Origin of the sequence: Virgibacillus oceani, from assembly GCF_014638995.1 — a bacterium.
In the GTDB taxonomy this organism is placed as follows: Bacteria; Bacillota; Bacilli; order Bacillales; family Amphibacillaceae; genus Virgibacillus_E; species Virgibacillus_E oceani.
In genome coordinates this window covers 40,464-61,278 of record NZ_BMFR01000010.1, presented here as the reverse complement: position 1 = coordinate 61,278, position 20,815 = coordinate 40,464, and the positions used below count along the sequence as shown (strand labels likewise).

Sequence of the window (20,815 nt, the reverse complement as noted above, 5' to 3'; positions counted from 1 at the left end):
ATTTTTTAATATCTTCCGCCTTGTAAAGAAAAACCATTAAGCCGGTGGGAAACGGCAACGATTCCTGTTTTTTCGCGAACCGTTGCCACTCCCTAAATTGGGACCTCACTCTCTTCAGCTCTCCATCAACCCCTACCGCTTAACCGTTTAATGTTTTTTATTATGCATTAACAGTCCTAATGTTTCTTCAAGACCTTTTTTGAAGGTTGTTGCTGGTATGGGGCCGATCCGTTTTTCATATTTTTCCCCACTCAGAACAAACCCCTCTTTGGTGAGGTACATGATCTCAACCATCTCCCTCATAAATGGATCAAACACGCCAATTAAACGAATAGCAGTTTTATTTAAAGGGATGACCAACTTTCGATTTTCAGTTACCTTACGAGCTATTTGGACAATTTCCTTACCTGATATCAATCCTGATCCAGGTATATTCCAGTTTTCTCCATAAGCATCGTCTTTTTCTGCTATATTTACAATCATCTTTGCTGCATCTGGTAAATATACATATTCCCGTGGTGTATTCATATTCCCAATAAATATAGAAATCTTATGAGCTGCCAACCCTTCCAATGTGGGCTGTAAATAGGAATTATTTGAGGTAGCACCATAATAATCTGGCAGCCTTACAATTAATGCCTTTGCATTCTCCCATTTGTTACTAAATATTAATTTCTCAAATTCTACTCGTAACTTACCTTTTTTCGTGTGTGGCTGTTGTGGATGATTTTCATCTCCTTTTGCAACTTGATGTCCGTACATAGATACCATCTACAATAACAATCCTCATCTTCAAAATATCTGCTGATTTCATTACACTTTCCCCAAGCAAATGAAGTTTTCACTCCATCTCTTGATATTTAACGTTGGCGCATTGGAATATAACATCTGCGTCTTTTGCCGCGTCAACAATAGTTTGATGATCAAATATATTTCCCAGTTTGTATGACAGTCGTTGGTCAAAATCGTGCTCCTCCATTAATGTTTTCAATTTACTTTCGGAACGCCCGAAAGCAATGACTTCTATCTGTCTCTCTAGTAATTCTGAGACGATAACCTGACCAGTTCCACCAGTTGCTCCTAATACAATTGCAGTTTTCATAATCCCATCCCCTTTTATTTAGTGATCAATCAATAACTAAATTTGAGTAAAAAAACCGATGACAATACCTCATCAGCTTTGTTCACCGTCAATAAGTTCAGGTAAATCTATGAAAAAGGAAATATTACAGAGTATCCCCCTTGCCAAAAATGTCGTGACTTCTCTATCCGCATTTGGAATTCCTGCCGACTGAAACCTTTCCAGCGTATAATTTCTAATACGTGACAAGCCTTTCCTTATAGATTGTTGTATTGCCTCTTCCGTCACTGAAAAACATATCACCTGCAACGAAATTTCATTGGGATTTGATTCAGACAACCCTTTATATGCGCCAATCATTTTGGTGACCAGATGGTCTTGGCTTGCCTCTACACTTTCAAAGGTTTGAATGATTCGTTCAAATGCCCTATCTAATGCCGCGATAAACAAGTCTTCCTTTGTTTTAAAAAATTTAAAGACATAAGGTTGAGATATACCCGCTTTTTCTGCAATGAGTGCAGTTGTTGTATTATAATAACCTCTTTTTGCAAAAACTTCTATTCCAGCCTCAAGTATATCTTCCTTACGATTTTCCTTTTTTGGTCTAACCATACGTAAACACCTACTCACAGTTATTTATTGATTGATCAATTACATAACAACCAACTTTAATACCTAATTCAAGTGCAATACTTCATATATTTTAGGAAGAACAAGGGCACTTTCCAAATTACCCATAATATTTTTGGTGGAGTGGTTGGTCAATATTTAGGATGGAATGCCCTGTTTCGGTTCACATTTTTTTAGCCATTATGATTATCATTGGCGCAGCTATGCGTTACCGACAATTAAACCGGAGGAATTCATAGCTGGCAATAAAAACTTTGATTTCATTTGGGGTTTATTGCTCTCTATATACATTCAATGTCAGCAGTCGAAAATCCTTCATTGAATAAAGAACAAAAAGTGAGCTGCTTGGCTCTCTATAAACGCACTCGAATCATTAAGTATTTCTCTATACAAACTTGACGACCATAGGGTCACCTCGCAAAACGAAAAAGTCGTACGTTAAGTAATACATTGCATGAAAAGATCTTTGTCAAAAATCGAATCTAAATTATTACTTCATTTAGATGGTTATAATGCAATTCCCTTGTTCTAAAGTTGCGCCTTATTCTGGAATAATATATCCAAGATAGCAATCCAGAAGAAGCCAAGGTTTTTAAAAGTGCTATAATAAAGGGACTTATGAAAGGGAACTAAGAAAGGGAGAGTGAAAGAAATGAGCAAAATCGTAGTAATCGAACATTTGACACTCGATGGCGTGATGCAAAGCCCCGGACTGCCGGATGAGGACACACGAGATGGTTTCGAGTACGGTGGTTGGGCAGAGGCTGGGAATGATCCTGTCATGATGAAGGTACAGAGCAAATATATGAGCAGTTCATGGTCTTTGCTGGTTGGGCGTACCACCTATGAAGGTTTAGCAAACGCCTGGAAAGACCAGTCCAGGGATCAATCTATTGCCAAAGCACTCAGCAATGTAGAGAAATTCGTTGCCTCTACTACTATGGTTGAACCGTTGCCCTGGGAAAATTCCATACTCCTAAAAGGGAACATTCCTGAAACAGTCGCCCAGCTCAAAAAGGAACATAATAAGACGATAGTTATTTTCGGAAGCGGAGAGCTCGTACAGTCATTAATGCAGCATGATTTAATCGACGAGTACGTGCTGATGATTCATCCGCTGGTTCTTGGTAAAGGACGCCGCTTGTTTCTTGGTGATGGCTCGCTTGCACACCTTAAACTAGTTGATTCAGTAACCACGGATACAGGTGTCATCATCGCAACGTATCGGACTGTTCTAGAGCAGTAACTAATGTCTCAGAGAACAACTCTAAAATACAAACCGCCCATTCACGGGCGGCTTGTATTTTAAGGGGATGTCAATCGTAAAATTGTTCCTTTTATTGCACAATTTAAAATATCTTGTCGGTAAATAACTACAGAGATCATTTCCGCTTCCTTGCAGAACACACACTACCTATATATTTTTTCTTTCGGCGTGTTTCATTCCTTTCATTGGATTATCACGCAATGTCATAATAATGATGAAAGAAATTAAGTACAATATCGATAAAAATGCCATTGCAGCTGTGATACTATAGTTATCCAGTAAAAACCCAATAACAATTGGCGAAAGACCCCCAAGAGCTCGTCCAGTATTAAAAATTAGATTATTAGCTGTACTTCTTGCAACGGTTGGATAGAAACTAGAAATGAGTGCACCATACCCGGCATTCATTCCGTTAGCAAAAAAGCCAACAATAGCTCCACCTATAAGTATGGTTACAGCACTTTGGGCGAATACATACAAAAAAACAGAAGCTGCAGATGCGATAAGAAAGATTCCATAGGACACTTTTGCACCTAAACGGTCTAATATTTGCCCAAAGAGTAGCATACCTGCAATCATACCTAAGATCGTACTAATCATCCACAATGATGAACCCGAAACTGACAGCCCTAACTGCTCTTGTAAAATAGATGGCAGCCAATTCATTAAACCAAAATATCCAGCCACTTGAACTGTAGACATTATTGTAAGTGCAATGGTAACATATGCGGTTCTTGGAGAGTTAAATAAGAAACCAAGTGTACTTTTTTTTGCCTTCTTTTCCTTCTCTAATTCTAGTTGGGCATTTTTCCATGCTTTTGTTTCATCTAAATTTCTTCTAACATAAAAGGCTAAAATCACTGGAAGTACGCCGACAATGAATAATGCTCTCCATCCCAATGTCGGGATGACAATTGCGGCAGAGACAGCTGCTAATACTGCTCCCAATTGTCCACCAACTGTCACCCAAGAAGTCATCCTTCCACGTTTTTCTTTAGAAAAGGCTTCCGCAACTAAAGCCATTCCAATTCCAAATTCACCGCCGCCACCAACACCAGCTAGGAAGCGCAATACATATATTTCATAAATATTAGTAGCAAATGCCATTAATACCGTAGCAACAGCAAATAAAATTATAGTATACGTAAAAATGCGGATACGCCCGTGTTTATCTGCTAAAATCCCAAAGCCAACTCCACCAATAAGCATTCCAATGTTAGTAATAGATGATATTGAACCGGCTGCTGCGGATGAAATTCCAAACTCAGATATTATTGAAGTTAGCACAAAAGACAGAAACATTATATCCATGCCTTCTAATCCCAAGCCTAACATGGATGAAGCAAGCACTTTTTTTTGATAACTGCTATTACCACGATTAATGGTTTGTTGATTTCTACCCATAGGACTTCCCCTCTTTTCTAAAAATTATAGCGTTTACTTATTAATACAAGCATTAAGGACTGCTATAGCTGCTTTTTCGTGGTATCTATGGTATTTTTCATCTGGAACCCATTGGTCATCGATACGATTTACATGCACAACGAGGCAATTTGCTGCGGGAATATCATATATTGACGCTAAAAGGAATAGAACTGCACTTTCCATTTCAGCATTAATTACATTCCTATTTTGCCAATAAGTCATAAAATCATCATTTGGCTGTGGTCCATTTGGTATATCATGAACACGACCTTGTCCAAGATAATAGCTCTGCGTTGTCATGCCGATTCCGGTATGAACACTAAACCCACTCTGTATCGCCGAAAATTTGATTTCTTGGAGTAAATTCACATCAGCAACTGCTGGATAATTGTCACTGACATAAGCACTAAGCATACCCGGGTCCCTGACCATCGCATGATTCATTAACAGATCCCCAGCAGCAATATCTCCCTTCCAAGAACCACAACCACCCAAACGTACAAGCTTTTTAGCACCGCTTTGAATTAATTCGATAATAGCTATTTCAGTAGAGCCTACACCGATACCAGTTGAGCAAATTGATACTATATTGCCCTTCCATTTGCCTGAAACTAAAATAAATTCGCGGTTTTCAACTAGAAGGCGACTTTCATCCCAATTGGCTGATATTAATTCTACGCGCCCAGGATCCCCCACAAGAAGTGTTACCTCTCCCAAATCATCTTGGGTAATCGTTTTCAAATGTATGTTTTCCATTGACAATATCCTTTCTTATGTTTAGATTAATCAGATCTTTACCCTCTGTACCAAAAAAGTAGGAATAAATAAGTATATCCGATAAGTGTAATAGTGATATTTGTTATAGTATAATCTTATTCAGATATGACATTCAATTGACTTAAAGGGAAATTCCCGCGCTATTTTTTTCCCATTTAGCGCATTTGGAGGTGGTGAAATGTCTGTATTAGTTAAAGATATCCTAACTTTATCGGCTATGAAGGAAAGTCGTCTTTTATCAGGATTTAGAGGTGTGGAAAAAGAAGTAGAAAAAATATCTGTCATGGAATCACCTGAATTTGAAAGATGGGCTCAACCAAAATCTGTATTATTAACAAGTTTATATGCAACGCAAAATTTTACCTACGATGAACAAATGGATTTTTTGAAGCGTTTAGATGAAGAAGGTATTTCCGCGCTTATTGTAAAAACAGAGGCGTATGTTAAAAAGGTACCAAAAGGAATTATAGATGGAGGGAAAAAGTTTCAGCTACCTATCATTCAAATTAGCAAGAATACCCATTACAATACAGTGACACATGACGTAATGCAATTATTGTTTAATGAAGAGAATAAAAAATTAAATTATTTCAGAAAAATGTATGAAAAATTCATGAGATTATCTATTGGTGGAGAGGACCAGCAAAGTATTATACGTTCACTTCAAAAAGTTATCTCTCATCCAGTTTTTCTATTAAATGATTCAGGAACAACCATTGTGCAAACAGAATCAATTTCACTTCCTGAATTAAATTTGGATGTACAACCAATGGATCTAAATGACTATCTGGCGGTATATCAAACAAAAAATGCGTATATTATCACTATTCAAATGAATGAAAAAAATAAGCTATTTCTAATAACAGCAACGGAAAATAAACCTGTTAATCCAATGGAAAAAATCGCAATACACATTGCGGCATCCTTTATAAAGCTGAACGATGTTAAAAATGAATCGAAGCATAAAGAACAAGAAAGGTTTAAACAATCCTTTGATAACCTTATTCATAATGCGTCCCTTTCCTTATCAGAGCGAAATCAAGCCCTAAAGATAATAGGTTTGGAAAAAGGTGATAGCTATCAGGTTATATATGTGGTTGCTGAAGGAACTAATACAAAGCTATTAAATCAATTGGATAAACATATTACCCTTTCTTTTTATAATCAAGTAGAAATAGCAAAACAGTGGCTAGGAACAGGAAGAATTGCCTATATAATAAAAAAAGAAAATGTAAATATAAAGCCTATATTATATGAAATAATCGAGTTCTTTTTAAATCCATTATCCGAATTTCATATTGGAGTATCAGATATTGTTAATTCCTCATTAGATTTCAATGCTGCCTTTATTCAGGCCCAAGAAGCTATAAAATTAGGGGGAAATATTTCTTCAAAATCAGAATCGCGCATATTTTTCTATTCAGATATAGGGATTAACCGAACTTTTTATAACCTGCAGAAAAAGGTCACTTTGGAAAACTATCTTAATCCCAAAATTAAAATACTTATGGAATCCCCCCTCAGAAAAAAGGATGTACTCCAAGATACATTGCTTACGTATTTGGATGAAAATAACAATTTTAAAAATACGGCGGAAAGGCTCGATGTACACTGGAAAACCGTAAAAAATCGAATTGTGCAAATACAGGATATAACTGGCATTGATCTGAAAAACCCGGATGAGATGCTTGATATACATTTTTCATTGAAATTGCTCATTTACTTAAATGCAACGATTGAATAATATAATTTTGACAGGAAAATTCACTTAAAAGTACTTCTTGCGTTCCTATCACCTTGTGTCCGATCTTCTCTATAAAGCTTGTGCAGTTGATTTGCAATGAGTCTGTACTGGGATCCGGCCGCAGTGAACTTGATCGCACTAAGCGTCAAGGTCTACCCGATGAGGATAATTTGAAAACGCTATTTATACCCGGAAATCTGTAACTGTAGATAGTAAGTTTTAGTTTTATGTACTTTAATAGAGGTTATGCAATCTAAAGTTCTTCATACGTGTATAATTCAATACGCAATATCCAAATATAACCTTAGAATAACAACTAAAAATATAGGAGGAATTGTATTTGGGTATTTTCGGTATAAAAAAGTACAACTCTTTAACAGCTGCTGAAGTTTCCGCTCTTTGGCTCCAGTATACGAGCGATAGTATGGCAATTTGTGTGTATAAATATTTTCTTAACATTGTAGAGGACAAAGAGATCAAAACGATATTAAGATTCTCATTACAGTTATCTGAGACCCATATTGTGAGAATCACCGAATTCTTGAAAAGTGCTAATTTCGAAGTCCCAATAGGATTTACAGAGAAAGACGTGAATGTTAATGCTCCACGTTTGTTTTCTGATCAGTTTTTACTTTTTTATTCCTATATTATGACCATTCATGGATTATCTGCGTATGGCTTAGCTATTACTAATATAGAGCGGCAAGACTTACAAGATTATTTTTTTGAATGTACGAACTCATCTAGGGAATTGTTCCAAAAAATAGTTGAATTGGCTAAAAAACAACCGAAATATACAAGTGTCCCATCCGTTCCTTCACCTCATGAGGCAGAGTTTATCGAATCACCAGGATTCATTTCTAATTTAATTGGAGATAAAAGACCACTAAACAGTTCAGAAATTAGTACGCTTTTCTTTAATTCAATGAAAACTGGATTTATCGGTTCGTTAAGTTTGGCTTTCAGTCAGGTGGCGGTACGGGAAGATGTTCGTAAATTTATGCTAAAAAACGTTAAATTAGCAGGGAAAGATGCCGAAAGCTTTGACTCTATATTACAACATGGCCATTTACCAATACCTGAGAAATGGGATAATGAGATAACGAACTCTACTGTAAGTCCATTTTCTGATAAATTAATTGTGTCCCATGCGGCGTTTTTAGTAAATGCAGCTCTTTCCTATTATGGTGCCTCATTAGGTTCCAGCTTCCGTTCAGATATAATCTTAAGTTATTCTAAAGTATTTACGCATGCTATGGAGGCTGGAGCATTATCTTACAATATTTTGGTAAAGCATAGGTGGCTCGAAAAACAGCCAGAAACCGTTGACAGATAAATCTTAGGTTCAAGCTTCAGAGAAATGAGAGGGCAAATTAGAGTGTTGTGAAATCGGAAAACTTATTTTTCATTTACCCAGTTGAATGAAAAACAAGTTGACTGAATTAATTGTTGCCCTTTTTCCCTCTATAGTTTAAGTGCAATTTTTCACAAATACCACACTAGCATTACCATAAGTATTCCATATTCCTTGGGATTTTCCCTTCAGTAAATGGCCCTATTCTTGAATACACTTCCAAACAATTGCACTTGTTTGGTGAAGATTGATTTTCCGGACAATACATCGTTCTGTGACATATCACTTGTTAATTTGATTCTCCATTTACTCCTCCCCTACTCATCTTTCTAAAAACTCAATTAATTGATCTAAACTTGGTTTTATTTCATGGTAGGCTACCGCACTACATAGGCGTTGCAAGGGACGTAAGGAGATTTTCTTTTGTGTCTTTTTTAGTTGATCCAACACTCCCGTTGGCAGGATGTAAAATTCCCATTGATCCATACTTAATGGGTTTATCTTCTCGCGGTTTTTTTCATGGAGTAAACAAAAAATATAATAATCCGCAAAACGACGCTTTTCTTGTTCATATTCATTACCTATGCCAGTCCAAGCGTATTTTGGGGCAATGTCAAATGCGGGGGTGCTTATTTTTGATTGTTCCCAAGACTGAATAAACGCTGACGATTTTACCTCCAGATTATAATTGTGATATTGTAAATCAGCATTATCCCATTCAACCCTAGGCTTGTTCAGTACATCCAATGCACTTCCAACTAAAAATTCAGAAAAGATACCGCGCTCCCGATTATTTAATACTGTAGAGTAAGCCCATTTCCAATAATCTAAAACATTCTTCCCTGTTCCTTGAATCATTTGGTTTTCGGCTAAGAAATGTCCTTCCATAATAAACGCCCCCAAATAAAATTATAAATCGATACCTTCTATTTCTAAACTTCATTAGCAAAGCTATTATTTCGTTAAATGGACAAACAATCTTTATTCACTAAATGCTTCCGTTTGTTGCAATTCTACTCTTTCCGATAACAAAATCCATAGGCAATGGACCCAAGTTATAGGCCAATTCCGGCTCCTAAAGCAATTGAAAATACCTGGTAGATTGGTTCGAAAAACATTCCTAAAACTACACCAGTAGCACCACCAAAAATCATTCCAAACGGTATTAAACTATTTAGTGAACTACTCCACCACTTACCACAGCTGCGGGTTGCTTGAAGCGGGGGCTTCTTGGGTAATCGCCACTTTTGGTAGCTGACAAAATTGACCAAGCTATCCCTCTTGTTCCAAGAGTTTATATTGTCTTTAGGCAGTTTTCAATAAGCGAATGCCTTCCTTTTTTATATTGAGCGCTGAATTGTAATCTCTATCAAAACAGTAATCTATCTTTTACCGTTTAACCCTTCCGTAAAAGCAGCAAGATTCTCAAGTGTGGACCTTAAACCTGTGTCGTGATCCTCTTTTCGTATTCCTTCAGGTACATTTTCGCATACAATAGTAACCTTTGTGCCTTCTGGAATGGTTTCCAAGAGCCATTTCTGTATCATCTCACCTGAGAAAGCCGGGTCCGTGGAATTGAAGTTAACGGATTGCACAATTCGCTTGTATGGAACCAGCTCTAAAAATTTTCCCTCAGCTACGTCTGTGTTTTCCGAAGTCTTGCCAAGGTCTGCGTGTTCCATTTCGTATGTAAGTGTCACTTTATACGTTCCACCTTCTTGGGGTTCGAACATGTCAATATGTCCCGACATTCCTTTCGGTGGCAGCCACGCAATCAATGCTTCCGGGTTTACGAAAGCCTGATATATGGTTTGCGGTGTTGCCATAATCACTCTTGAGGCGGAATCTGTTCTCCTGTTACCCGTCCCATTCTCCATGATAAAACCCTCCTTCATTTTTACATTTATCATCCGTACAACTGTACATCACATTCACAAAATCATCCTAATTATTTCAAAATTTTGTATAAAAAGCAAGACACGATAGCGGGACAAGGGGGCTGACCACTGTCCCATGAAATTCAACACCTCGAAAACATCATGAAACATTCCGAAATCCCACCGATGATTACCTAAGTTGAAACGCACCCGGAGTTCCCTCAGACACGTACACATAAATTCGTGTCATTAGTGAAGAATATGTTTTAAGGATTTAACAAAACCTAAATCATGATACACAAAAATATTGCAATGGGGCGCGATAATGTGAATCCTACTCTACAGGATCTTGAGGAAAAAACAAAGCAATTTCGGGAAACTGAAATAGCATATTGGCTAAATGAGGGGTTATTCAGCTTGGGCTGGTGGGTTCTTGTCATTACGACGATCGGCCTTTTTATTGTATGGATTAATATTGTAGATAAAAAGAGAATCGTTGAGATTGTCACATATGGGGCAATTGTATCAACTATTGGAATGTTTGGCGATATCATTGGGCTTTCGTTATTGTGGTGGATTTATCCCATTTCGGTATTAAATACACCACCCCTTCTTGAAATACATAACGTGCAAATGCCTATCTATTATATGATTATCTACCAATACTTCCCTAGGTGGAAATCCTTTTTTATTGCGGCCGCCGTCAATGCACTTGTTTTCGGGTTTGTTTTTGAACCCATATTAGAATGGTTGGGCATCTATAAACAATATACCTGGAAACATATTTACAGCATTATTCCTTATTTTGTCATAGCCGTTGTACTCAAATGGTTCATCAATAAATTGAAGAAATTGGATCGACATTATCCATAAAGTAATCCCTTGATAAAATTATTCTTCTATAATGTGACCTTAGCTGTGCACTTTCGCTGAATACAGATAAGGCTAAGGTAAAAGGAGAACACCAAAAATATTAGGTACTTCCTTAAATGTTAGAAGCAATTTATTATTTATTTTATCTTGGCCACACCAAAACAAAAGTGTTCCCAAAGAATATTTTCAACTAATTCCCCTTGTGTTTCCGCGCAATCAATAATTAAAATAACCTCCACCTGCTTCCCCTTCAATATACTTTTTCTTTTTTGAAAAAGAACATTCATAAATAACCGAATACCGAGCCCTATAAAAAACCCAATAAAGGAACCAATGAGACCAATCCAAATAGGCCCCCAAGCCATTTTAAAGCCAATGCTAACACCTATAACCGAAAAAGCCGTTCCAAGTGCCACACCTATATCGATAAGGGATATACCATCAGATTGATGCAGCGTATCAAATAGTTTTCGAGGCTCCTTCCGATTATCAAGTGGTATAGCATAGATATTGTCTTTTTCAATATTATTTTTCTCCAACGTCGAGATGGCCATTTCCAGGTATAGGTTATTATCGAATGTTGCAAATAACTGCATATCAATTCACCTTTTTTCCTTTTAGAATACGGAAATTAGAATTCTGATAGTTACCCTTTAAAAATCGCCGTTGTTCCTTCTCAAATAGTTTATTATTTTCAACAGTATTGATATAAGCGTCGTATACCGAGAATCCATAAATAGAAGGCAAAAACAGAAGCCATTCAGGATCTAAAACTGGTGTTGCCTGTTGAATATCTCCCTGAATAAAAAGCGTTACAGCCTCTAAAAAGTTAGAAAAATAAAAGACACCAATCGTTGCACCAACACCTACAAATGCAGTAAACACCCTATGTATATATAACTGACCCAGCCCCGGTGCGAATAAAGACCACACTATCGCCATCAAAGGATTTCTTTTGTCCAAATAGTTAATTTCCAACGTACTTATACTAAATGAGTTAAAGCGATGTTCTTCCCTTTCTGCCAGTATGTAGATTTTATTCATATCTACTGTTGTCCGATAAGCATCCCATATACTAAAAAAATAAACGGGTGTATAAACTAACAGCCATCTTGTATCCAATACATTAATTGCGGCATCGATATCACCCTGCCAGGAATAAATGATGGCCAAGTTAATGTGAGCATTTAAATTAACAACGAATTCCCAAATAAATAATAAGAATCCGCGAATATACTTGGATAAAAGAAGATGGCCAAGTCCCGGAAAAGCCATACTCCACCATGCAATAATATAAGGATTTCTTAAATGAATTTGCGTGGTACCTAAAACACTAACGTTAGCAGTATAACGTCTGGCGGTGTTATCGTTTGTATAGTTATCCATTTAAATTCTCACAATCCTCATTTTTTCTATAGGTTCCGCATTTGATAGAAAACTATACAGACATTCTATTTATAGGTGTAAAAATCCCAGTTTAATATTAGAAATTGGGATTTTAATATGCCACCATTCGATTCTATAAGATAGCCGCACCAATTTCATAAACATGCATATAAATTATATTTGCTGTAATACGATATCGTTATTGTTTTTTAGAAGGTTGTTTAATAAAAAATGGAACCTTTTCAACACCAACCATTCGAGCATAGGTAAACAATTGACCTTTATGATGAATTTCATGGTCTGCTGCATTTGATATCCACAAACTTCCGGGCACATAAAACCTGTTAATTTCAATTTTTTCAAGCAGTTGTGAATGAGAAAGGGACCCTAATTCTTCCTTTGTTACTTCTGTTAATCTCTGAACAATGTCCCGCACATCTTCCATTGTTTCGAACTGATTGGCTGCGGGGGGCGTGAATACACCATTTTTTACACTTTTAACGAACATGTCGGTAGAAGTAGCTATGTGTACTGCCAATGAACCCATAGAATATGCACCTTCCCAGGGTTTGAAGTTGATATGGTTATTATCAATAGTCTCCAGTAACTCTTGAAGTACCAATCTATGACGAAGCCACCCTTCATGAATTTCTTCAATTTTACTCATATAAAAACCTCCCATATTTTTATTCGACTTACCTCATACAACTTTACTTTATCCCTAAAACCCTTCTTTTTCAATTATCTGAATAAATTTAGGTCAAGTTTAAACTTGGGTAAATAATATACCACTGGAGCGTCCAGTTTTATTTTCCCATTATTGACCAATCGTCACAATACAGAATCGGCATAAGGCATAGTTTATTTTCTTTTTCTCCACATGATATTTCATTGTTTTATCTACAAAAATAAAAGCGTAAATCCTATAGGGATTACGCTTCTATGAATATTGTTTATTCCGGTTAACAACTCATTTATACCTGAATATTAATTTCCCTGTTTTTATAATCTCTGGGTCAATTATTGCCTATTTCCAATCTCCAGTCATTGCATCGTATGGGATTTCCGATGGGGTATTCAAAATCACACTCACCCATAAACAAGAAACCGAGCTTTTTGCAAATACTATTCGAAGCGGGGTTGATGATTTTTGGATAAGCATGAATGAATCGATGCTTCTTTTCTGAAGCGGCAGAAGCGATGGCTTTCGCTGTTGCTGCTGTCGCTATCCCTCTACCTTGAAATTCAGGCAAAACACTCCATCCAATCTCAAAAACATCCTTCCCTTGCCACACTTTATCCCAATAGCCTACACTGCCAACGACTTCATTGTACGGAAGCAAAATAATCTTAAACATACGTCCGGTTCCCTGCCCAGCAATCTCACAATACGTTTTATGGCGAGCAAGTAGCTTATCCTCAGCCTCCGGACCACCAAAGTGTATAGTCATTTCCGGCGAATTTAGAAGACGAAGCAAATCAAGGTCTCCTTCGTCCCAAGGTACAATCCGTACTTGTGGTGCATTCATTTGTTTCATCGTGCTTTCCTCCCAATTGCTTTATAAGCCCGGCCTTGTTAAAAACAATACAACCATAAGAATAACTACTAATTTCTTTCATAACTTTTTTAACTCCTGCACAGTTTAAACGATTTCCATAGCGGAAATTACGCCCGCTCCTTTGGCCATGATCCTTGTTGTTTGCGGATTAATACAATTTGCCCTATATGGTATACGTTGTGCAAAATCTGACGGGCCAGCCCCCCTGCAAGTTCCTCATCCAATTGACTGTCATGAACCTGTGCCAGTGATTTACGCAATTCCTCACAAATCATGCGTGCTTCTGCAACAACTTCCTCCCATTTATCGGAATTCGCTTGGTCGCCGCCATCTCCAAATGTATCCTCAGCTAAGATTGTCTTCCACTTTTCGGAAACTGGTTCCCCAATATCTCCAAATGCAACCATATGATTGGATGCCCTTTTTCCAGGCGATGGATCGTCATTGATTTGTCTAAGAAGCACGGTGTTGTAGTAATTGAGATGATTTACAGTCTGCCAAATGGTGTTACCACCTCCAGGGGGCTGCCAGCTTGCATCTGCGGAATTTAAACCCCGTAGTGCAGATTCTAACGGTACAAACCATGTCTCCTTATCCCAGCAAAAGTCATATTCCATGCGAAAAATATCCGTCAATCCCAGGTTCATTTGCTTTCTCCCTTCACTCAAGTTAATCCTATTCAGCTATTGAATGCAGATGATCACAGCGCCTATCGGTTTCTCAAAAAAATTTCCAATACTATTTAGATACAACCCCATTAATAGGTGCAAAACGTAACCCCATTTTACACAATCATTTGTAAATCAATCCAAATGAATGCATGCTGCAGTCACACAAAAGAGCTTGGGGCACAGCCGAGCCCTTCTTTCATTTCCCAGAATAAGGTCGTCTTTTTAAAAGACGACCTTATTTCAAATCACTCTTTTGAATGGCAACAAGAATCCGTTTCAAAAGCGTGTTCATATTCGTCATGACGTCGGAGCCATGAACTTCCCCTGCCATCACTGCGACCAGGTGGCTGTTCCCATTCCTCCTGCCTGCCAAGTGCTGTTAAATCAAGGTAATTAAAGATACCAAGCAGTAGATCCGTTCCACGGGCGTAAGTCGTATACGTATGAAAAATCCGTTCACCATCACGAAGAAAGGTACTCACGCCAGGCACCTCCATTGATTGTTGGGAATCAAGGGGTACACCGTTCTGAACTAGCTCGTCCTTGGTCAAGTAGTTATATTCAATCGGAGCAACGGATTCATCCAGTGTAACGTGAAAGTCATAGTTAAAGTCACTATCGAAGGACGAGTACCAAGGAATGTTCCAGCCCATGCGCTCTTTATAGCTTAGGAGTTTAGAAAGTGGTGCACGAGATATCAGAGCCAGTGACGTGTTGCGAGCTTGCAGGTGGGCGAGATGGCCAATGTTGTCCACAGCAAGCGAGCAAGCCGGACAACCTGCTTCCCAATCGGGATCGAACATGAAATGATGCACGATAAGCTGCGGACGGCCTTCAAACAGATCAAGCAGACGGGTATTTCCATTCGGGCCATCTAATACATAGTCCTTATCAATCTCTACCATTGGAAGTCGGCGGCGCTCGGCATTTAATTTATCCCTGCTCCGGGTAAACTCTTTTTCCTTGTCCAAGAAATTCTTTCGCGCTGTTAACCACTCTTCCCGGGACACGACTTTCGGATACGCAGCGTTTTTTTGTGACATGATTCATTCCCCTTTCGCTGGCTAATTTAACTTTTCCGTACAAAAATTGAATTGCTAGAGTAACAGGTTGACTGCCAGGTATCACCAGGAAGGCGGTGGCCATTCTCCAATTAATCGACGAATCAATGCTACCTGTCCAGTATGATAACTGTTGTGTGCCATAAGTGTGGCTAAAAGATCACCACGAGTCCTTTCCAGCCCAGCGTCCCTTTGTTCTTGTAAATCTTTCTTTGCTTCGTTTTCAGCTTCCTTTAGCCCACTGCTGAATTGAAAAAAAGCGTCATTCCACTCGTTTTCACTTGACGGGCCTGTTTCATCGGGCCATGAGTCCTCGTCCTGCTCCGGATGTTCAGGCACCACACCTTTAAGATAGGCAAGGTAGAAGTCTTGCCAGAAAATCATATGGTTTAGAATCTGCCATACTGAATAGGGACAGTTTGCGGGTAGCTCTCCGGACTTCTCCCACCGTAAACCATCAAACACCTCCAATGGGTCAACATGTGCATTTTCCCCATGTAATCCGTTTTCAAAGAAAGTCAGTTTCAAAGGTAACTCCCCCTTTGTATAATTTGGAATTCAAAATGCTGCATAAATAAGTACCTCCTTAACTATTCTGTACTCTTCTAAAAAATCCTGCTACTTTCATATGTATAAATTTTACCTGCGTTGAACAAACCAGGATGTGCGGGACAGGGGGTCAGACCCCTTGTCCCGCTTTGACTGCCTTTCTTAAATTCTGCAAGCAGCTCGGCAATTTCTTTTTCCTCAGCGGCGGTTGCTTCCGGGTCCATTGGGTTACTCTGCCCTTTCTCCAGCTTCGACATTGCTTGCTTCCTTTCCGTAAACCAATCCGGCACAACCTCCCTTTTATGCTGATACCCCCGATTCCGCAATTGGCTTCGATTGTCCAAATCCTCGGCATTAACAGCTTCAACCGTATGAAGCCCGTTTTTCAGCCAATCGTTTAAAATCCATTTCACATAGCCCCAGCTCTTCCTATCCAGCTCCAACGCCCGTTTCATCGCATGCAAAACAAGCCCTTCGCCAGCATCATTCACCCAGCCAGTGATCTCCTTTGCAGTAAACGAATTTGCCTTGCCAAAGTTATTTTCAAAAAATGAAATGGCGGAAGAAGAAAAAGCTTTTTGTTGTTTATGTATTGTTTTCGTTTGTTTATCTTTCTGTTTCTTTTCTTGTTTATTATTTACTTTATATAATGGCACCGCGTTGTCTGCCGGATTGTTAACCACATTGTCTGCCAAACTGTCCCCCGCATTGCGGTCCACATTATTGTCCACGCTGTCATCTGCCTTGCTAACCTTATCATCTACCGGTTTAACAGCTGCACCCGTCTGATCAAACACGTATACTTGCGAAATCATTTGATAGATTGGTGATTGACTTCCTGACTGTGGCTCCACCATAATAAACCCGTTCTCTATTAGATCTTCTCTTGCCCGTGAAAAGGAACCTCCTTTAACACCAGAGGTTTCCATCAGCATGATATTTGTAACGGTAAATCGTTCCTGCCAGCCGCTCAAATTGTTAAAATGCATCAGCGTATGCCACAGTGCAACCGCCGAACCTGAAAGTGGATTAAATATAATACGATTATAAAATGCTTTCATTTCTTTTAAGTAGTTCATCTTAAGCTCCCCTTTAAGTATTCATTAGTATTGCGCTACCCTTTACGTAAGGACAGCGCAACGATTCTATAATTCCAAATTCCACGAAATCCGTTTGCGAAACTCCGAATCCTTCAGCTTCCTTCTAACCTGCTTCCCCCAGCTTTTCACCGCGTCCACAGTCGTTTCTTCCTGATCTGCAATAGCTTTCACAGACATATCATGCATAATATATAAATTCACCCACTTCCATTGATTCTCCGTTAGCTCTGATTTCAGACGTTCCCACAGGTATGGATCCTTCCCGTTCAGACCTGAATAGCCAACAATCGGATAGGTATTCCCATTCATCTTCAAATGATTGCCATCATCAATTTCTGCCTCACTAATTACTATCGAATCGGCTGCGTGTTTGGTGTCATGTTTTTCTTTCCGAATTTTATCAATCAGCCGATTGCGAATCGTATAATTGAAATACGTTGCCATCGGACCCTTATCCGCCTCATATTTCTCATAAGCATTCCACATCGCACACAGACCTTCCTGGTAAAAATCTTTGTGCGGATCGTTAATGTTCAAGCGATGAATCTGGTAGTGAATTCTTCTTTCGTTTTGATTGAAAATTTCCTCGAACGTGAATGTCTTTTTGTTGTTCATTTGTTTTCTCCTCCAAATGGTAATGATGAATGCTGCTAGAGTTACCATATTGCATGAAGAAAAATTGTGCATCTTGGCTAACTTTCTAAATTAAACGTAAAAATTCAAATTTCATCTTAATAATCCGTTAAATTTTGAAAAACCAATTAGAAAAATTCAATTTTCAAGCCAGTTAAAAAAGTTAGATGGAATTCGCTGGGATTGTAGTGAAGTCATTATTGCTAGTCCAAAAAGTTTTATTACCAAAAAGTGACCTTCAGGGCGTGGGATCTACCAATTTACAACTAGATAATAGTTTTAAAAAGGAAGATAACCATTGGGAAATAGAAATCTATTCAAACTGTTATTAGGGAAGCAAATATGATTGAAAAGAATAGAAAAAGGTTTATCAATTGAGAAACTAGCAAACATATCGGGGCTTAATGATAAAAATATTGGTAGAATTGAGCGTGGTGAAAAATTACCCACAACATTTTATCATGAGATCAGGGATTGAATTACTGTTTAATCTTTACAGAACGCACTAACTAATGGAGCTGATATAAAAATTTTAACTGGGGACTACCTTTATGTCACCCAACCAAAAGCAATACAAAAAGTACTAGAGTTACAAGGAGAAAATTTGGAGGTACGTTTATGGAAAAGTAATGGGAACGCCTTCCACCCAAAAACATACATATTTAAAAATAAAGAAAAGGGTTCACTCATTGTTGGGTCCTCCAATATGTCACGATCGGCATATACAACTGGTGTTGAATGGAATTTGCAAATACATCGGCGAGCATCCAACGAATCCTTCGATGAATCAATTGAAGCATTCATTGAATTGTTCTACGCAGATAACACGGAAACGATGCCTTGAATCTTTAAAGACTTATCAAAAAGAATATGATTACTTCCATACCGAACACGCTGATCTCCTCACAACCTGGACAAAAAAGGAGGAAATAGAATTAACATTACCTTCTGAAGAAAACGATTTACCGGAAGAGACATACGATCCACCCGTAGTTTATCCTGCCGATTTTGAACCACGACAAGCACAGACCGAGGCTTTAGCAGCACTTCAATCCACCATAGCCGAAGAGTATAAAAAAGCTATGGTTGTTATGGCAACAGGTTTGGGGAAAACATACCTTGCAGCTTTTTTTGCACAACAATATAAAAAGATTCTGTTTATTGCGCACCGTGAAGAAATTTTAATACAAGCCAAGAAGAGTTTTGAACTGATATTGAATCAACCAGGTGGACTCTTTTATGGATAAGAAAAAGATAAAGATAACGATATACCGTAACCCTGGAGATACCAAGTTTTTCAGCCACCTTCACTTTACTGAAGCCTTGTTTTAGTAATTGCTTAATTTCCATATACATATTCCACTTATCCACCTTTTTGCCTCCATCACTGTTGTAGTCTATCAATCTATTATTATAACAGTGATGGGGCATTTATTTTATGCTACTTTCACGTCGGACAGTTTTTATATGGCTGCCCGAGGGCAGCCATATAAAAACTGCACTCACGTATAGGAAAGTGTTCACTTTTATTTAGCGGAAACTGTATACTTTAGTTTATCAGTCACAACACCATTCAAGTATTATGGTTTAAAAGACAACATTGATTATTCTGCCATTCACTGGCTAGGTAACAAATATGACCAGAATGAACTAATGATGCAACAATTGCAATTAGACAAAGCAAAACAAATTTACACCAAATGGAATGAACTTAAACAAACCCGTTCACTTGGATTTTGTTCTTCCATTCAACAGGCTGAATTCCTAGCAAACTATTTCAATGATCAAGGGGCAAATGCACTTGCACTTACCTCGCAAATTATAGTCGAAAAGAAAGTATACGGATGCTAGAATCAGGGGAACTAGATATCATCTTTACAGTGGATCTCTTTAATGAAGGGATCGATATCCCATCTGAGGATACATTACTTTTTGCACGTCCAACTGAATCATTGGTTGTTTTCACTCAACAAATCGGGCGTGGTCTAAGGAAATTCGTAGAAAAAAATACTTGCGTTATTATTGATTTTATTGGTAACTATCGTAATGCAGATATTAAACTTACCCTTTTTGATACACAAAAGTCAAAGAATTCCTTAGGTAAGGATTTTACACCTATTGTTCCAGCAGAGTGCGAAATACATTTAGAGACTGAAGTTATCAATCTTTTGGAAGCATTAAAGAAAAAACGCAGTCCACGTAAAGAACGAATTTTTCATGACTATTTAAAAGTAAAAAATAATCTAGGTAGAAGTCCCACTTATAAAGAAATTCATCTTAATGGAAGCATTAATTCAAAAGAATATAAACAAGCCTTTGGGGGCTATTTCTCATTCCTTTACGAATTCCAAGAGTTATCTGAACAAGAATCTATAGTTTATGAACAGCATTATCGATGGTTAAATAAAGTAGAAAAGGAAACTATGACAAAATCATATAAAAAGGTTATATTACAATTTTTATTGAATAAAGGAACGGAAGAATGGTTAAAACCAACACCAGAGGAGGTCGCCCCTTATTTCCACCAATTTTATATGGCTAAAAATTACCGAAAACGAATTGACTTCTCGAGTAAGAACACAAAAGAATTATGGGAATATGACCAGGCAAAAGTAGTTAAACTAATTGCCAAGATGCCGATGTCTAAATGGGTAGATAGGGATGAGCTTGTATATTTTGAGAATGGAAAATTTGGAATGAATTTTTCTGTTCTAGAGATAGATCAACATATTCTACATGCAATGACTCTGCAGATTTGTAATTATAAAATGCAATGGTATTTTGAAAGAAAAAGTGGGGGACAGCTTAATAGCTAACCCCATTTTTTC

At 37.9% G+C, this 20,815-nt stretch carries 25 protein-coding genes and 2 pseudogenes; 10 read left to right on the top strand and 17 right to left on the bottom strand.

The window, feature by feature from the left end:
• Positions 1–147 precede the first annotated feature (147 nt).
• A pseudogene (locus IEV74_RS12475) lies at positions 148–1,102 on the bottom strand (NAD-dependent epimerase/dehydratase family protein).
• Between the two features lie 72 nt (positions 1,103–1,174).
• Positions 1,175–1,693, bottom strand: coding sequence for a TetR/AcrR family transcriptional regulator (locus IEV74_RS12470; protein WP_188455701.1), 519 nt, complete (start codon positions 1,691–1,693; stop codon positions 1,175–1,177).
• A gap of 129 nt (positions 1,694–1,822) precedes the next feature.
• Here IEV74_RS12470 and IEV74_RS12465 point away from each other — a divergent pair.
• Positions 1,823–2,003: pseudogene (locus IEV74_RS12465) on the top strand (hypothetical protein); the annotation flags it as partial.
• A gap of 360 nt (positions 2,004–2,363) precedes the next feature.
• Positions 2,364–2,957 carry a dihydrofolate reductase family protein gene (locus IEV74_RS12460; protein WP_188455700.1) on the top strand — a complete coding sequence of 198 codons (594 nt, stop codon included), beginning with the start codon at positions 2,364–2,366 and terminating at the stop codon, positions 2,955–2,957.
• A 168-nt stretch (positions 2,958–3,125) separates the two neighbouring features.
• On the opposite strand, the gene IEV74_RS12455 is transcribed toward IEV74_RS12460, so the two are convergent.
• Both IEV74_RS12455 and IEV74_RS12450 read right to left on the bottom strand, forming a co-directional pair.
• Positions 3,126–4,382, bottom strand: coding sequence for an MFS transporter (locus IEV74_RS12455; RefSeq protein ID WP_188455699.1), 1,257 nt, complete (start codon positions 4,380–4,382; stop codon positions 3,126–3,128).
• Positions 4,383–4,415: 33 nt separating this feature from the next.
• A complete protein-coding gene (locus tag IEV74_RS12450) occupies positions 4,416–5,159 on the bottom strand; it encodes a nucleoside phosphorylase (RefSeq protein WP_188455698.1) in 744 nt (247 codons plus the stop codon).
• A 199-nt stretch (positions 5,160–5,358) separates the two neighbouring features.
• Here IEV74_RS12450 and IEV74_RS12445 point away from each other — a divergent pair, with 199 nt between their 5' ends.
• Both IEV74_RS12445 and IEV74_RS12440 read left to right on the top strand, forming a co-directional pair.
• Positions 5,359–6,924, top strand: a complete 1,566-nt coding sequence (locus IEV74_RS12445; RefSeq protein ID WP_188455697.1) for a PucR family transcriptional regulator — start codon at positions 5,359–5,361, stop codon at positions 6,922–6,924.
• 340 nt (positions 6,925–7,264) lie between these two features.
• Complete coding sequence (locus IEV74_RS12440) at positions 7,265–8,260, top strand: DUF3231 family protein (protein ID WP_188455696.1); 996 nt, start codon at positions 7,265–7,267, stop codon at positions 8,258–8,260.
• Positions 8,261–8,599: 339 nt separating this feature from the next.
• On the opposite strand, the gene IEV74_RS12435 is transcribed toward IEV74_RS12440, so the two are convergent.
• The 3 genes from IEV74_RS12435 to IEV74_RS12425 form a co-directional block, all read right to left on the bottom strand.
• Complete coding sequence (locus tag IEV74_RS12435; RefSeq protein ID WP_188455695.1) at positions 8,600–9,166, bottom strand: hypothetical protein; 567 nt, start codon at positions 9,164–9,166, stop codon at positions 8,600–8,602.
• Positions 9,167–9,333: 167 nt separating this feature from the next.
• Positions 9,334–9,549 (bottom strand): hypothetical protein, encoded by a 216-nt coding sequence (locus tag IEV74_RS12430; RefSeq protein ID WP_188455792.1) that lies wholly within the window; start codon positions 9,547–9,549, stop codon positions 9,334–9,336.
• Positions 9,550–9,660: 111 nt separating this feature from the next.
• Complete coding sequence (locus tag IEV74_RS12425; protein ID WP_188455694.1) at positions 9,661–10,155, bottom strand: SRPBCC domain-containing protein; 495 nt, start codon at positions 10,153–10,155, stop codon at positions 9,661–9,663.
• A 291-nt stretch (positions 10,156–10,446) separates the two neighbouring features.
• On the opposite strand from IEV74_RS12425, the gene IEV74_RS12420 reads away from it, so the two are divergent.
• Positions 10,447–11,028, top strand: a complete 582-nt coding sequence (locus tag IEV74_RS12420; RefSeq protein ID WP_188455693.1) for a CBO0543 family protein — start codon at positions 10,447–10,449, stop codon at positions 11,026–11,028.
• 137 nt (positions 11,029–11,165) lie between these two features.
• Here the strand turns inward: IEV74_RS12420 and IEV74_RS12415 are convergent, their stop codons facing one another.
• From IEV74_RS12415 to IEV74_RS12375, 9 genes are all read right to left on the bottom strand, one after another.
• The gene (locus tag IEV74_RS12415) at positions 11,166–11,624 is read right to left on the bottom strand and encodes a hypothetical protein (RefSeq protein ID WP_188455692.1); all 459 of its coding nucleotides are present in this window, start codon (positions 11,622–11,624) and stop codon (positions 11,166–11,168) included.
• Position 11,625: 1 nt separating this feature from the next.
• Positions 11,626–12,414, bottom strand: coding sequence for a hypothetical protein (locus IEV74_RS12410; protein WP_188455691.1), 789 nt, complete (start codon positions 12,412–12,414; stop codon positions 11,626–11,628).
• A 199-nt stretch (positions 12,415–12,613) separates the two neighbouring features.
• Positions 12,614–13,081, bottom strand: a complete 468-nt coding sequence (locus IEV74_RS12405) for a DinB family protein (RefSeq protein ID WP_188455690.1) — start codon at positions 13,079–13,081, stop codon at positions 12,614–12,616.
• 349 nt (positions 13,082–13,430) lie between these two features.
• Positions 13,431–13,952: a GNAT family N-acetyltransferase gene (locus IEV74_RS12400; protein WP_229683169.1), complete on the bottom strand. Its 522-nt coding sequence runs from the start codon at positions 13,950–13,952 to the stop codon at positions 13,431–13,433.
• 128 nt (positions 13,953–14,080) lie between these two features.
• Positions 14,081–14,620, bottom strand: a complete 540-nt coding sequence (locus IEV74_RS12395; RefSeq protein ID WP_229683168.1) for a DinB family protein — start codon at positions 14,618–14,620, stop codon at positions 14,081–14,083.
• A 269-nt stretch (positions 14,621–14,889) separates the two neighbouring features.
• The gene (locus IEV74_RS12390) at positions 14,890–15,687 is read right to left on the bottom strand and encodes a DUF899 domain-containing protein (protein ID WP_188455689.1); all 798 of its coding nucleotides are present in this window, start codon (positions 15,685–15,687) and stop codon (positions 14,890–14,892) included.
• Positions 15,688–15,768: 81 nt separating this feature from the next.
• Entirely contained in the window at positions 15,769–16,233 is a 465-nt protein-coding gene (locus tag IEV74_RS12385; RefSeq protein ID WP_188455688.1) for a DinB family protein, read from the bottom strand.
• Between the two features lie 77 nt (positions 16,234–16,310).
• A complete protein-coding gene (locus IEV74_RS12380; protein WP_188455687.1) occupies positions 16,311–17,333 on the bottom strand; it encodes a DnaD domain-containing protein in 1,023 nt (340 codons plus the stop codon).
• A gap of 66 nt (positions 17,334–17,399) precedes the next feature.
• The gene (locus IEV74_RS12375; protein WP_188455686.1) at positions 17,400–17,969 is read right to left on the bottom strand and encodes a sigma-70 family RNA polymerase sigma factor; all 570 of its coding nucleotides are present in this window, start codon (positions 17,967–17,969) and stop codon (positions 17,400–17,402) included.
• A 364-nt stretch (positions 17,970–18,333) separates the two neighbouring features.
• On the opposite strand from IEV74_RS12375, the gene IEV74_RS12370 reads away from it, so the two are divergent.
• The 3 genes from IEV74_RS12370 to IEV74_RS12360 are packed head-to-tail and all read left to right on the top strand — an operon-like array spanning position 18,334 to position 19,234.
• The gene (locus IEV74_RS12370; RefSeq protein ID WP_188455685.1) at positions 18,334–18,465 is read left to right on the top strand and encodes a helix-turn-helix domain-containing protein; all 132 of its coding nucleotides are present in this window, start codon (positions 18,334–18,336) and stop codon (positions 18,463–18,465) included.
• 45 nt (positions 18,466–18,510) lie between these two features.
• Complete coding sequence (locus tag IEV74_RS12365) at positions 18,511–18,831, top strand: phospholipase D-like domain-containing protein (RefSeq protein WP_188455782.1); 321 nt, start codon at positions 18,511–18,513, stop codon at positions 18,829–18,831.
• Positions 18,770–19,234, top strand: coding sequence for a DEAD/DEAH box helicase family protein (locus IEV74_RS12360; RefSeq protein WP_188455684.1), 465 nt, complete (start codon positions 18,770–18,772; stop codon positions 19,232–19,234). Before IEV74_RS12365 ends, IEV74_RS12360 begins: the two co-directional genes overlap by 62 nt.
• On the opposite strand, the gene IEV74_RS19760 is transcribed toward IEV74_RS12360, so the two are convergent.
• The gene (locus IEV74_RS19760; RefSeq protein WP_229683177.1) at positions 19,146–19,337 is read right to left on the bottom strand and encodes a helix-turn-helix domain-containing protein; all 192 of its coding nucleotides are present in this window, start codon (positions 19,335–19,337) and stop codon (positions 19,146–19,148) included. The two genes, IEV74_RS12360 and IEV74_RS19760, sit on opposite strands and share 89 nt — an antisense overlap.
• Positions 19,338–19,640: 303 nt before the next feature.
• Between IEV74_RS19760 and IEV74_RS12350 the strand changes: the two genes are divergently transcribed.
• Positions 19,641–19,838: a P-loop NTPase family protein gene (locus tag IEV74_RS12350; RefSeq protein ID WP_188455683.1), complete on the top strand. Its 198-nt coding sequence runs from the start codon at positions 19,641–19,643 to the stop codon at positions 19,836–19,838.
• Positions 19,832–20,803 (top strand): hypothetical protein, encoded by a 972-nt coding sequence (locus IEV74_RS12345; protein ID WP_188455682.1) that lies wholly within the window; start codon positions 19,832–19,834, stop codon positions 20,801–20,803. The genes IEV74_RS12350 and IEV74_RS12345 overlap by 7 nt, the downstream gene beginning before the upstream one ends.
• Positions 20,804–20,815: the final 12 nt, after the last annotated feature.